8 protein-coding genes are annotated in these 13,851 nt (G+C 63.8%); 3 read left to right on the top strand and 5 right to left on the bottom strand.

What is annotated here, in order from left to right; genetic code table 11:
- The first annotated feature begins 89 nt into the window (after positions 1–89).
- Genes ACODSD_RS16115 through ACODSD_RS16105 form a run of 3 tightly spaced genes read left to right on the top strand, consistent with a single transcriptional unit; the run spans position 90 to position 4,087 of the window.
- Entirely contained in the window at positions 90–881 is a 792-nt protein-coding gene (locus tag ACODSD_RS16115) for an ABC transporter ATP-binding protein (protein ID WP_081545119.1), read from the top strand.
- Positions 882–908: 27 nt separating this feature from the next.
- Positions 909–2,747: an ATP-binding protein gene (locus ACODSD_RS16110; RefSeq protein ID WP_107798675.1), complete on the top strand. Its 1,839-nt coding sequence runs from the start codon at positions 909–911 to the stop codon at positions 2,745–2,747.
- Positions 2,744–4,087: a sigma-54-dependent transcriptional regulator gene (locus ACODSD_RS16105; protein WP_488877814.1), complete on the top strand. Its 1,344-nt coding sequence runs from the start codon at positions 2,744–2,746 to the stop codon at positions 4,085–4,087. The genes ACODSD_RS16110 and ACODSD_RS16105 overlap by 4 nt, the downstream gene beginning before the upstream one ends.
- 176 nt (positions 4,088–4,263) lie before the next feature.
- Here the strand turns inward: ACODSD_RS16105 and ACODSD_RS16100 are convergent, their stop codons facing one another.
- The 5 genes from ACODSD_RS16100 to ACODSD_RS16080 form a co-directional block, all read right to left on the bottom strand.
- On the bottom strand, positions 4,264–4,926 hold the full coding sequence (locus ACODSD_RS16100; protein ID WP_488877813.1) for a DUF6348 family protein: 663 nt from the start codon (positions 4,924–4,926) through the stop codon (positions 4,264–4,266).
- 53 nt (positions 4,927–4,979) lie between these two features.
- Positions 4,980–6,590, bottom strand: a complete 1,611-nt coding sequence (locus tag ACODSD_RS16095) for a methyl-accepting chemotaxis protein (RefSeq protein WP_107798672.1) — start codon at positions 6,588–6,590, stop codon at positions 4,980–4,982.
- A gap of 89 nt (positions 6,591–6,679) precedes the next feature.
- Complete coding sequence (locus ACODSD_RS16090) at positions 6,680–8,449, bottom strand: ABC transporter transmembrane domain-containing protein (RefSeq protein WP_488877812.1); 1,770 nt, start codon at positions 8,447–8,449, stop codon at positions 6,680–6,682.
- A 681-nt stretch (positions 8,450–9,130) separates the two neighbouring features.
- On the bottom strand, positions 9,131–9,901 hold the full coding sequence (locus tag ACODSD_RS16085; RefSeq protein WP_488877811.1) for an HNH endonuclease signature motif containing protein: 771 nt from the start codon (positions 9,899–9,901) through the stop codon (positions 9,131–9,133).
- 379 nt (positions 9,902–10,280) lie between these two features.
- Positions 10,281–13,751, bottom strand: coding sequence for a hypothetical protein (locus ACODSD_RS16080; RefSeq protein WP_488877810.1), 3,471 nt, complete (start codon positions 13,749–13,751; stop codon positions 10,281–10,283).
- Between the last annotated feature and the right edge of the window lie 100 nt (positions 13,752–13,851).

The raw sequence follows: 13,851 nt of genomic DNA, 5'->3' as shown, positions 1-13,851 counted from the left end.
CGCCGGGCCCGCTTCGACGCGGGTGCGGCGCAAAGAACGAATTCGCGCAACAGCGGCCCCCACTGCTGCGCGACATGGAAGGATGAGGCATGAGCGCCCAGATCGAAGTGCAACAGGTGCAAAAAGTATTCAAGACGCCGGGCGGCGACGTAATCGCCCTGCGCGACATCCAGCTGGACATCCAGCCCGGCGAGTTCGTCTGCCTGCTGGGCCCGTCCGGCTGCGGCAAATCCACGCTGCTCAACGCCATCGCCGGCTTCGCGCCGCCCAGCGGCGGCGAGATTCTGGTGGCCGGACAGCGCGTCGCCGCGCCCGGGCCGGACCGCGGCATGGTGTTTCAGGAGTACGCGCTGTTTCCGTGGATGACGGTGGAACAGAACATAGGCTTCGGCCTGGAAATCCAGAAACGCTCCCCGGCCGAGATCCGCGCCGCGGTGGAGCCGCTGCTGGACAAGCTGCACCTGCGCGACTTCCGCCACCGCTTCCCCAAGGACCTGTCCGGCGGCATGCGCCAGCGGGTGGCGATTGCGCGGGTGCTGGCGCTGGATTCGCCGGTGATGCTGATGGACGAGCCCTTCGGCGCGCTGGACGCGCTGACCCGGCGCTCCTTGCAGGACGAGCTGCTGCGCATCTGGCAGGAGAGCGGCAAGACCATCATCTTCGTCACCCACAGCATCGAGGAATCCATCTACCTGGCGGACCGAGTGGTGGTGATGACCTACCGCCCCGGCACCATCAAGCGCGACGTGCGGGTGGAGCTGCCGCGCCCGCGCGACCCCAGCGCGCCGGGCTTCAACGATCTGAAACGGGAGCTGACCCGGCTGGTGATGGAGGAACATTCACGCCACGAAGCCGCGGAACTGCAAGCTGCGGTAGACTGAGGCATCGCCGATTTCCGATCCGCCGCCATGCTCGCACGCGCGTTGCGTTTCCTGCTGAAAAGCCTGCCCTCCCTCTTCTTGCTGGCCTTGGCGCTGGGCGGCGGCTGGGTGTTGGCCAGCCGCATGCTGCTGACCGAAGCGGAGCGCGAGGGCCGGCATCGGGCGGAGATGCACGCCGCCAACCTCGGCGCCACGCTGGAGCAATACCGCTACCTGCCCTATGTGCTGGCGCTGAACCAGGACATCCTCAACCTGCTGGCGGACCCGCGCAACCCGCGGCGGGTGGAGGCGTTGAACCGCTATCTGGAACAGGTGAACCGGCAGTCGCGCACCTCGGCGCTCTTCATCGTCAACGTGGACGGCATCGCGCTGGCGTCCAGCAACTGGATGTCGCCGTACAGCTTCGTCGGCAACAGCTACGCCTTCCGTCCCTATTTTCAGCAGGCGCTGGCCGGCCGGTCCGGCAGCTTTTACGGCATAGGCAGCACCAGCCGCGAGCCGGGCTATTTTCTGTCCTGGCCGGTCTTGTCCGGCCGCCGCGTCGTGGGCGTGGCGGTGGTCAAGGTCAGCCTGGCGCCGCTGGAGGAAGCCTGGCGCAAGGGCGCGGAGCCGGTCTTGGTCAGCGACCGCCACGGCGTGGCCTTTCTCAGCGCCAATCCGGACTGGAAGTTCGCCACCTGGCAGCCGCTGCCGCCGGCGGTGCGCCGCCAGATCGACGCCACCCGCCAATACCTGGGCGCCAAACTGCATCCCTTCGCGCTGCTGCAACCGCACGCGGGTTGGCGCGAACAGGCCTGGCTGGCGCCGGACAGCGAGCGCAAGCTGCTGGCCGGCCGCTATCTGCAAATCCGCCAGACCCTGCCGCAAACCGGCTGGACGCTGACCTTGCTGGTGGACATGCACGGCCGCAACCTCACCTTGCTCGCCATCATGAGCACGCTGCTGGCCAGCGGCCTGGGCCTGCTGACGCTGTGGCATTACCGGCGGCTGCGGCTGAGCCGGCTGCGGGAGCAATTGGCGGCGCAACAGGCTTTGCAGCAGGCCCACGACCAGCTGGAGCGTAAAGTGGCGGAACGCACCCGCGATCTGGCGCTGAGCAACACCCAGCTGTCGGCGGAAATCCGCGAGCGCATCCAGACGGAAAACAGCCTGCGCATCACCCGCGGCCAATTGGCCGAGGCCAGCAAACTGGCGGCGCTGGGCCAGATGGCGGCCGGGGTCGCCCATGAAATCAACCAGCCGCTGGCGGCGCTGCGCGCCTTCGCCGACAACGCGGTGACCCTGTTGCAACGCGGCCGCCCGGACGACGCCAGCGACAATCTGGGCCAGATTTCCCAGTTGGTGGAGCGCATCGCCCACATCACCCGGGACCTGAAAACCTTCGCCCGCCGCCACCGCGGCCCGCTGGGCCAGACCAATCCGCTCGCCGCGCTGCGCGACACGCTGACCTTGCTGCAGCCGGCGCTGCGCGAGGCCCGGGTGGAGTTGGAGCTGGACCTGCCGCCGCGCTGTCCCGACATCGCCTGCGACGCCATCGGCCTGGAGCAGGTGTTCACCAATCTGCTGGGCAACGCCATAGACGCGATGCGGCAGCAAGGGCGAGGCCGGCTGGAAATCAGCCTGCTGCACAAGGCGGGCATGCTGGAATTCCGCCTGCGCGACCACGGCCCCGGCATCGCCGACGCCGATCTGCCGCATCTGTTCGAGCCCTTTTACAGCACCAAGCCGCGCGGCCAGGGCCTGGGCCTGGGGCTGGCCATCGTGCAGGAAATCGTCGAACAGTCCGGCGGCCGCATCGAAGCCTGCAACCACCCGGACGGCGGCGCCCGCTTCATCATCAACTGGCCTTGCGAGTCCGCCTCATGAAACCCTCCCCCAACGTCCGCGTGGGCGTGATCTACGTTGAAGACGACCCGGCCGTGCGCATGGCCACGCTGCAATCGCTGGAATTGGCCGGCCTGCCGGTGCAGGCCTACGCCGACGCCGAAAGCGCGCTGACCGCGCTGAGGCGCGACGAGCGCGCCGTCCTGCTCAGCGATGTGCGCCTGCCCGGCCTCAGCGGCCTGGAGCTGATGGAACAGGCGCTGAACCAGGACCGGGAACTGCCGGTGATCCTGGTCACCGGCCACGGCGACATCGCGATGGCGGTGGCGGCCACCCGCGCCGGCGCCTACGACTTCATCGAAAAGCCCTATGCGCCGGGCCGGCTGATCGAAACGGTGCAACGCGCGCTGGACAAGCGCCGGCTGACGCTGGAAAACCGCGAACTGCGCGCCAGCCTGGCGCGCAGCAACGGACCGGTGCTGATCGGCCATAGCCCGGCCATGCAGGCGCTGCGCGAGACGCTGGCCAATGTCGCCGACACCGACGCCGACGTGCTGATCCACGGCGAAACCGGCACCGGCAAGGAAATGGTGGCGCAGGCGCTGCACGCCTGGAGCCGTCGCCGCGAGCGTCATTTCGTGCCGCTGAACTGCGCCGGCCTGCCGGAATCCATTTTCGAGAGCGAGATTTTCGGCCACGAGGCCGGCGCCTTCACCGGCGCGCTCAAGCGCCGCATCGGCAAGATAGAGTACGCCAGCGGCGGCACCCTCTTCCTCGACGAAATCGAAGGCATGCCGCTGGCCTTGCAGGCCAAGCTCCTGCGGGTGTTGCAACAGCGGGTGGTGGAAAGACTGGGCTCCAACAGCCTGATCCCGGTGGACTGCCGGGTGGTGGCCGCCACCAAGGACGATCTGGCCCTGGCCAGCCGGGAGCGGCGCTTCCGCGAAGACTTGTATTACCGGCTCAATGTGGTGTCGCTGCGGCTGCCGCCGCTGCGCGAACGGCGCGAGGACATCCCGGACTTGTTCCAATGGTTCGTGGAGCAAGCGGCGGCGCGCTTCGACCGCCCGGCGCCGGACACGCCGCCGGCGCTATTGGGCCGCCTGCAGGCGCAGACCTGGCCGGGCAATGTGCGCGAGCTGCGCAACGCGGCGGAGCGCTATGTGCTGGGCGTGGCGCCGGACGACGGCGAAACCGCGGCCTACGCGCCCAGCGCGCTGGACGCGAGGGTGGACGCCTACGAGAAGCAATTGATCGAGCAGGCGCTGCTGCGCACCCAGGGCCAGGTGATGCAGGCGGCGGAGCTGCTGGGCATTCCGCGCAAGACGCTGTACAACAAGTTCGCCAAGCACGGCATAGACCCGGACGGCTACCGCGCCTGAGAACCTGTTCAAGGTCTGCTGCGCGTCGTGAAGCGTTGCACGGTGAGTACGAGCTCAAAATGCTCATGTACCACGAGTACATTCCGCTTTTTCGCTCGTTTTCGCCTTGTCTCGCCCTTGCTCGCGAGACTTTGAGCAGTCTGATAGCTGTTCACGATTTACGCTCCGCAGCCGCCTCACACCGCGCGCAGCAGCATGAAATGGCGCAGGCTGTAATAACCCTGCGCCGCCGGCCACGGCAAGGCGCCCAACAGGCTCAGGCCCGCTTCCCAGCGTTGATTGTCCAGCAGCGCCTCGGAGACGAACTCGCCGTTCAGATTGCAGAAGAACAGCCGGGTCCAATGCGCGTCGCCGGACAGCGTTTCCGCGCGCAGCGCGGCGGTGGCTTGGCGGAACAGCGCCTCGAACAAGGCTTGCTCCAGCCGCTCGGCGCCGCCGCGCAGGCCGAAATTGCCGATATAGGCCATATAGTCGCGGCCGGCGATTTCCCAGCGCCGTTCGGTGACTTGCGCTTCGTCGCGGACGCCCCACAGGCCGGCCAGCAACACGTGCAGCACATTGGCGCTGAAATTTTCCAGCGCGTCGTTCAGCCCTTCCCGGCCCGCGCCCAGGCCGGCGAAGCTTTCCATCAAGCGGATGTCGTTTTCCAACAGCACGTGGATGTCCAGCCGGCCGTTGTTCTCGCCCGGCGTCCAGTGAGCGCCTATGGCCGGCAGTTGGCCCTGCGGCAGCAGCCAGCCCTTGGCCTCCTGGCAGGGCAGGCCGTGGGCGGCCAATAATTGCGCCAGCAGCGGCGTGGGGTCGAGCGCGGCTTGGGCTTCCGGAACGTGGGCAGACAAGATGGCCATCCTTTTGATTTGATCGCGAGGCCGGCAGTGTACCACCGCCCGCCTCACAGCCTGAAGCTGGCCGCCGCCTGCCGCAGCCCGGCGGCCAGCGTCTCCAGCGCTTCCACCTCGGCCTCGGCCGCCAGGGCGGTGGCGCGGGTCTGTCCGGCCAGGCCGGCCACCTGCTCCATATTGCCGGCCACCTCGCGGTTGGCCTCGGCCTGCGCCGCGGCGGCGCCAGCCACCGCGCGGATATTGTCGCGCGCGGACTGCGCGCCGCCGCGGATGCGCTGCAAGGCGTCCGCGGCCTGCCGGGCCATGGCCACGCCGCTGTCCACCCGCGGCCCCACCTCGCCCATGCTGGCCACCACGGAATCGGTGTCCGCCTGAATCGCCTGGATGGTGGCGGCGATCTGGCGCGTGGCCTCGCCGCTGCGGTCGGCCAGCTTGCGCACCTCGTCCGCCACCACCGCGAAGCCGCGGCCCAGCTCGCCGGCGCGCGCGGCTTCTATCGCCGCGTTCAGCGCCAAGAGATTGGTCTGGTCGGCGATGTCCTTGATCACCGCGGCGGTGACGTCGATCGCGCGGCAGCGCTCGGCCAGTTCGCCTATGCAGCCGGAGGCCGCCGCCACCTGGCCGGACACCGCCTGGATCTCCTCGGCCGCGCGGCGCACCAGGCCTTCGCCCTCGTCCGCCAGCGCGCAGGCGTTGGCGGAGTCCGACTCGCTCTCCGCGCTGCGGCGCGACACCTCGGCCACGCCGTCCAGCATGCCGGCGGTGGTTTCCGCGGCGCCGGCGCTGGCCGCCGCCGATTGCTCCACCTGGCCGTGAATCTGCTGCATGCGTCCGGACAAACCGCCCACCGAACGCTCCAGCTGCGCGGAACCGTCCTGCAGACGTTCGATCAGCTGGCGCAAGCTGCGCTGCATGCCGGCGAAGGCGTCCATCAGGCTGCCCTCGCTCGGCGCGCGCTCCAATGTCTGGCTCAGATCGCCGGCCGCCATCGCCCGCGCCGTCGCCGCGGCCGCCTCCGCCTCGCCGCCGATCAAGCGGAAAATGGACGCGGCCACGCGCCAGGCCAGCAGCGTCACCACCGCCAACACCGCCAGGCCGATGCCGGAGAGCTTGAGCGCCAGGCCGTTGAACTGGCTTTCCACATCGTCCATGAACACGCCTGTGCCTATGGTCCAGTTCCAGTCCGGTATCCGCATCACCGCATTGAGTTTGGGCAGCACCTCGTTGCCGTTGGGCCGCTTGGTGCGCACCAGCGCAAAGCCGAAATCGCCGTTCGACAACGCGTCGCGGTAGGCCTGCACCAGGGTGCGGCCGTCCGGCAGCTTGCCGCCGGTGTCCCGCTTGCCCAGCTTGCGCCGGTCCGGGTGCACCAGCACCAGGTCCGACGCGTCGCGCGCGAACACGTAGTTGCCCTTGTCGCGCAGTCCGGACATCGCTTCGACCGCGCGCCGCTGCGCCTCCTCGCGCTTGAGCTTGCCGCTTTGCTCCTGCTTCTGGTACATCGCCACCTGCTGGCCCGCCAGGTGCACCAGGCTGCCGATCTGCGCCTTGCGGTCCTCCAGCAGGGTGGAACGCAAGGTGTGCAAGGCGAATCCGGCCACCACGCACAGGCCCAGCCCGGCGCACAACACCACGCCCCCCAAACGGACAGCCAGTTTCATGTCTTCGCTCCATCACGGGTCTCGGCGCCGCGCGGCGGCCGTTCATCCATGGAGCATAGACTATTCATTATGCTTAAGCGGACGCGGCCTCAACCCTCCCCGCCGGCGGCGAACTGCAAGGCCGCCAGCCGCGCGTACAAGGGCGAGTCGGCCAACAGGCTCTGGTGACTGCCTTCGGCCACGATGCGGCCCTGGTCCAGCACCACGATGCGGTCCGCCTGCTTGACCGTGGCCAGCCGGTGGGCGATCACCAGGGTGGTGCGGTTTTGCGCGGCGCGCTCCAGCGCCTGCTGCACCAGTTGTTCCGACTCCGCGTCCAGCGCGCTGGTGGCTTCGTCCAACAGCAGCAAAGGCGGGTTCTTCAGGATGGCGCGGGCGATGGCGATGCGTTGGCGCTGGCCGCCGGACAGGCGCACGCCGCGTTCGCCCAGATAGGTGTCGTAGCCCTGCGGCAACTTCTCGATGAAGCCGTCGGCGGCGGCGGCGCGGGCCGCGGCCCGCACCTCCTCGTCGCTGGCCTCGGGTTTGCCGTAGCGGATGTTCTCCAGCGCGCTGGCGCCGAAGATCACCGAATCCTGCAAGACGACGCCCACATGGCCGCGCAAATCGGCGAAGGACAGCTCGCGCACGTCCACGCCGCCCAACAGCAATTGGCCTTGCTGCGGATCGTAAAAACGCAGCAAGAGCTGGAACAAGGTGGACTTGCCGGCGCCGGACGGCCCCACCAGCGCCACGTGCTCGCCGGGGCGCACGCTGAGCCGGATGCCGCTGAGCGAGGGCTGGCCGGGGCGGGACGGATAGGCGAAATCGACGTCGCGCAACGCCAGGCCGGCGGGCCCGGCCGGCAAGGCGCGCGGCGCGGCCGGCTCCGTCACCGGCGAACGCAGGGACAGCAGCTCCATCAGACGCTCGGTGGCGCCGGCCGCGCGCTGCACATCGCCCCACACCTCCGCCAGCGCGCCGATGGCGCCGGCGGTCACCACCGCGTACAGGATGAACTGGCCCAGCTGGCCGGCGCTCATCGCGCCTTCCAGCACCGCGTGCGCGCCCAGCCACAAGACAAAGACAATGGCGCCGAAGATCAGCAGGATCACCGCCACCGTCAACCAGGAGCGCGCGTGGATGCGCGCCAGCGCGGCGTCGAAACCCGTCTCCACCGAAGCGCCGAAGCGCCGGCTCTCCCGCGCCTGCTGATTAAAGGCCTGCACCGTGGGAATGGCGTTCAGGGTTTCGCCGGCGATGGCGCTGGAATCCGCAATGCGGTCCTGGCTGGAACGGGACAAGGTCCGCACCCGGCGGCCGAAAACCACGATGGGCAAGACCACCAGCAACAGCGTCACCAGGATGTAGGCGGTCAGACTGGGGCTGGTGGCCATCAGCATGGCCAGGCCGCCCAGCATCAGCAGCGCGTTGCGCAGCCCCATGGACAGGCTGGTGCCGATCACGGTCTGCACCAAGGTGGTGTCGGTGGTCAGCCGGGACAGCACCTCGCCGGTCTGGGTGACTTCAAAGTATTCCGGGCTGACCCGGATCACATGCTGATACACCGCGCGGCGGATGTCGGCGGTGACGCGTTCGCCCAGCCAGGACACGCAATAAAAACGCAGCGCGGTGGCCAGGGCCAGCACCGCCGCCACGCCGAACAGGCCGAGGAAATAGCGGTTGATGTCCGCCGCCGCGCGCTGGCTGAAACCATGGTCGATCAGAAAGCGAAACGCCACCGGCAGCAACAGGGTGGCGGCGGCGGCCACGATCAGGGCCAGCAAGGCCAGCCAGGCGCGCAGCCGGTACGGGCGCAGATAGGGCAACAGGCCGGCCAGCGGGCTCAGCCGCAGCCATGGGGAGGGGGCAACGGACATGGGAATGGACGCTCAGTGAAACACAGCGCCCTACTCTAGCCTGCCGCCGGACAAACCGCACCCCCGGACATGAAAAATGACCGCAGTCAAGTCCAACAACTAGCCGAAAGAGGATAAAAGTCCTTTGTGTAGCAATAGGTTAGGCGAACATCCAAGCTCCAAGGCTCCTTGCTGCAAATGAGCTAGGAGCTACATGGGGGCCACGGCGTGGCAAACCCTGGAGCGCTACAGCAAGCGGATTGTTCATGCGGGATCACCGTTCGCTGATCGATGAACTCCACTCAAGCCCCCTCAAGAACGAGAACGCGCAGCTCTCGGGCTGCGCGTCGCGAGTTCTTGGCAGAGCCGAAGGCTCGGCCCCACTGGACTCAACTCAGGGCCCAGTTTACCGAGAGACTGCACGAGCTGCTTGGCTATTTCTGTTGTCTCTCTTCCGGAGCACCTATCCACAGCCATGAACGCCTCCAGCCTCTGCTGGGTCAGCGCTACCGTATCGACTGCACCACCAGAGGGCTGCGCGTTCAGCACCGCATGGCATTCGAGAGGTTGGACCCGCCAGTTTAGTACTCTCGGTTTTGAACAACGGACCTTGCCGCAACTTCTTAACCATGGCCATCAGAAGCACACATTCTGTGCAGGCGCAGAAGATGGAGTAATTTGCGAGTTCTGCCTGAGCCCGGCTTAATCGCTGAACTCCTCAAAACTAGAGAATGAGCGATGCCCCTTGGCTGAGTTCGACTTGGCGATACGCGTTTTGCCAATTCGCTGCTGGAGATAGGCACAGAGCACATCGAACCTCTCCATGGAAAGAAGCCGCCAAGGAGCACGAAAGTTGGTCTCTATGTTCTTCGAGATCGCACCGTAGCTGAACTTCGTGTCACGCGTCTTGTCTGCGCCCGCGAATTCGTTATAGCGTCCAATCAGGTACTGGACATACCTGCTTGCATGCTGGTCAGCCCCAATTGTCCCTGGTGGAGCTTGGACTTTCACGGTCTTTTGGGTCGTCTTTAGATTGACCGTCTGCATCAGGATCGCGCCCGGACTGTTGATCGCGACATTGCCTGAGTTGCGGTGGACCTCTGTTTTTTTCAGATCGTTGAGAAGTATCTTCGCGAAGAATCCGTCGGTTGCCTGCTCGGAACGTCCCACTGTTCTCTCGTGGATTGACTTGATTTCCTGCAGGGCCTCCGTCGAGTACACGTCCGGTTCTGAATCCACCACCTTGTGGTGGTGCCGACACAGAAGAATGAGGTTATCGAAACCATGCCGGTCCTCTTCGGCCTGAGTCTGATCGAATCTCGGGCCCCCTGCACTTCTTGCCTTGATATGGCAGATTTCACCTGTGATGGTTCCGGCGCTCTCCACGATGGGCAGGGAGCAGCCCGGGAACGCGCAGAAGTTCCCGGACATCGCGAAAAGTCTCTTGATCGTCTTATCAGTCAAACCTGACACGTGGCCTCCTTCTGTATCGAACGAAAAGCTACAACCAGGCTTTCAGCCGAGTCAGAGCCTCGTCCTTGTTGGTTTACTAGCAAGCGTAACGCACCAGATGTATGACTCACCATCAGGTAGCAGATGTTATGGCCCTGCGTAATATGAGTCCACAGCCTATATCAACCGGTCAAGGCCTTGCGCACTCCTACAAACGAGCAACAGACTCTGACGCCGTAGATGGACACGCTACAGCAGCTTGAGCCCAAGCCCAAACATGCGACCGACCGAGGAGCCCTGCATCAAGAATGTTGGCAACCAAGCCACAGCTCAGAACTGACCCACAAATGCAGGCCACCCCCAGCCCTGCCCAATGTCGATACCTCAAATTGCTTTCAGATCAACCCCCTGCCTTCTTTGCTCTCTTTGGCGCTCTTCTCGTCTTTGTGGCAGCAGCCGTTGCAGCCGCTTGTCGCTGACGTTGTTGACCAAGATTCAAGACAAGAAAGACGACTTTCAATTCACCAAAATCTGCAGAGTATCGAGCGACAAATCCCGGTGGCCGGGAGTCTTCATGAGGGATGGCCTCGCGTCCAAGGTAGGTAAACCCAGGAGGGCACGCTGTCTCGGCCGATGCCTCCAAGAACTGCATCAGCGCCTGCTTGTCTTCGAGATAGGCATAGGTGAGATGGAAAAAGATTCTCGAACTGCTGTACCCAAGCAGCTTTTGGAAATGACTCTCCAGATTCGCCTTCATCGCATCCTGAGTAAGCGGCTTGTCGCAGACCACGGCTTCGATCAAGGCCAGCACGGAGCTTCCCCATGTCACAAGCAAATCTCGTTCACCGGCATTGCCTTTGCCACTGAAACCGCCTTTCGACTGGTCACTAACTGACCAACCAAAAAACTGAACACGAGCCGCCAATAGGTGCTGTACAAAGGCGGTCAGATCGTCTTCGATGGCGTCAATCTGGACACCTTTCATCATTGGAACCAGGGAGACAACAGCGTCAGCGGCTGCTCGAACGTAATCGATCAGCAAGGCGTTAAACGGGTCCGTCTCTTGCTGAATTATTCTGGCTTGTTCAGTAGGGTTCATCAGCCGGAAACGAGAAATCGCGGCCCGTACGTTTTTGACCAGATCCTCGTGCAGAGAGATGTTAGGTATCGAAAGGAAGGCTGCACCGCTTGCGATATGGCTCCGTGTGGCCGCAAGTACTTCCGTCCTACCGATAGCGTGTTCAGCCACATCGAGCGCCGCAGTAGCTTCCGAGTGCCGGCCTAACCTAGCCAAAGCTATGGCGCGATACGCGGCCGCAGTATCCTGCAAGCGAACAAACGTTACGGCGGAGAGAACGCCAAGAGCCTGACTCGGTTCCGCCAAGGCGAGCTTTAGCAGCGCGCGATTGCACTCCAAGGCCTCATCGAAGGAAGCCCCCGGGAGTAGTGCAATCATCCGCTCAACTTCGGCAATCGCCTTCTGACCTCTCCGTATGTTCTCGCCGCTAAGCATGCCAAAGCTATCTGTGGGAAGTAGGCAGCTGATCTCGGCTGCAAACCAGTTTGTGGCAGCAGCAAGAGATGGTCTCTCTTCAAAGACCTTTGCAAATAACGCTTTTGCCTCTACAGGGTTGGGATTGGGCCCCGTGATCATCGCCAGCGCACGAAATCGATGCAGGGTCTCTGTCGCTTCTTTCCGGTCATAGGGCGTAGGCAGATCCGGAACTTCTGCTGCCGCAATTGCCGCCCAGTCCTCCCGAAGGAAAAGGAGGCGAACTTGGTTCTGGAACCGGATGAGTTCCCGCCCATCGGGCTTCCCCCATGTTTTGAGAGTGGCCTCGGCAGCCATATAACTCGCAGCAGCGTCTGCAGCTCCAGCAGCAATCAACTCGTCGATTCGAGCCAGCATTTCTGGAAGGGAGTGAATCGCGCCCGCGTCAATCGGCGCGAGTGCTGCGATGCGGTTTTGAATGGCAGAACGCAGATGAGACGGGCTTCTCAACAACAACTGAGCCAGAATGAGCGGCTCATCTGTTTCGAGAATCGCTGCCAACAACGCCTCTTGTTGCTGTCGGTTAAGCGATGTCAGAGCAGCCGCAAGATCAGCAGCAAGTGGCCGATCGTAAGCAGGCTCCAAGACATGCGTCTCGAAGCGTGCGGCAAATGCGGCGAAGCGGCCCTTTTCCTTGTGCTGCAGGGCGCCCACCTTAACCGCAACAACCAAAGCGTCAAACAGATCAGCGGGTACATCGCCCCTGCCGCCAATGATGGCACGGCAGAGAATCCGGATATGCGCTCTTAACGAACGACCAATGGAGTTTTGAATGACTATTTCATTGTCCGGGTCCGTCTCGGCAGCCATCCGAGCGCGAACGTCCTGGGGGTAAAGGAACTTCGTGCGAAGTTCCTGTGTTCGTCCAGCAATGCGGGCCAGCACGGCGGCACCAGAGACCCCTATCCGGTGGGCCGACAGCGAATAACTGCCCGTGGCGATGGAGGTTGCGTAGGCGGCAACGATAGTGTCGGCATCCACCTCTTCTTCAATACCACCAAGATCAGCAAGATCAAGCACAGCAGCAAATTCGGAAGCATCCACACCCGAACGCAAGCTTGGCCCATCAAGCGATTGCGCCATCGCGAGCACCGTCGAATTAGCACAACTCGCGATTTCGCGGCGAAGCGCCGCAAGCAACGGGTCCATGCCAGCAACGTCATCAACAAAGCTTGGGCCGGCTCGGCCATGCAGCCAATTGAGCAATGCCGCGGCCTCACCGGCGCTCGCTCTCCCCTTGCGCAAATGCTCTCCGAGTATCGCAACCGCATCCGCAAAGGCCTCCGCCTGACCATCTTGGTGGTCGCGTTCAACGAGACCACGATCCCATGCGCCAGTTGATGACCTCCACTGGGCAATCATGAGGCAGGCAAAACCTGCGCTGGGAGGATAAAGGACAAGATCCGCAAGCAACCTTGGGTGAGTCCGGACCCGAAACAGCAAATCAATGAAGAGCTCGGCACGATCAATTGCCAGATCCACCAGCTGAGCAGCAACAGCATGCGGTGCTGAAGAATATTCCTCGGCCTCGACATCGGCGAAGAGTAGCCTGATCAGCCCAAACAGGTCCCCACAGATGGTCAGTGAATCGTAAGCTCGACCTTCAATGGCTTGAGACTGCAACCAGAGCGCTCTTCCTACCAGAGTCACGGGGGCCTGTGGAAATAGAGACTCAACCCCGGCCATGGTCATGTTTTGCGCCAGCGCTGTCTGCCTAACGTAGAGAACACGCGTTTCGTCCCACCCCCGAAAACAAGACTCGCTGGTGATCACTCGAAGTGCGGTTTCTCGAAATCTCTCGGCATCCGACGCGCTCCAAACGTCTTTAGGGACAATTGACGGGAAACCTAAGAGTCTCCACAAGTCCAGCCATCGACGAAGAGCACCATCCAGATTGGCCTCTTTCGCCAAAGTTCGCTCCCATAGCCTTGCAGCGACCCATTCAGGCGTTTGCGGCAAGATTTGGCGTGGCTTTTGATGCGCTGCTTCAAGCACCTCGACGAGGCGGCGCAACTCAGGGGCCGCGCGGGCAGCCGCGTCGACCTCATAGTGCCACTCGTGAAGACCTGACAAGAGGAGTTTGAGGGCATCCATCACGCCTGCCGGAGCCTGCTGTATGGCTATGCGGAGATCTCGTCCGATTTCAGCACGACCCCAAATACGACGCAGCCAGCCCAGGTCGGCGACTGCTTGGAGGTCCGGTGGCTCACCAGCAAGCGGTTTGGCATCGGCGTAAGCAACCTCGACAGCAGACCACTCTGCGTTTGAAGACATCTTCAGATCAGCCAGCAACCTGAGCACAAGTTCGTCCGATGTCACCTCCAAGTCTGGGTGGACAAACCGGGGTTGATGAGCAGTACTCAGTTTGTTCGCGAAGCGATTTCGCAGAGTCCGTCGGGTTTCGCTTGGGGCATAGTCA

This window comes from Chromobacterium sp. FG22, assembly GCF_057809415.1.
Note: the sequence above shows the minus strand (reverse complement) of the source record. Positions and strands in the feature narration are given on the sequence as shown.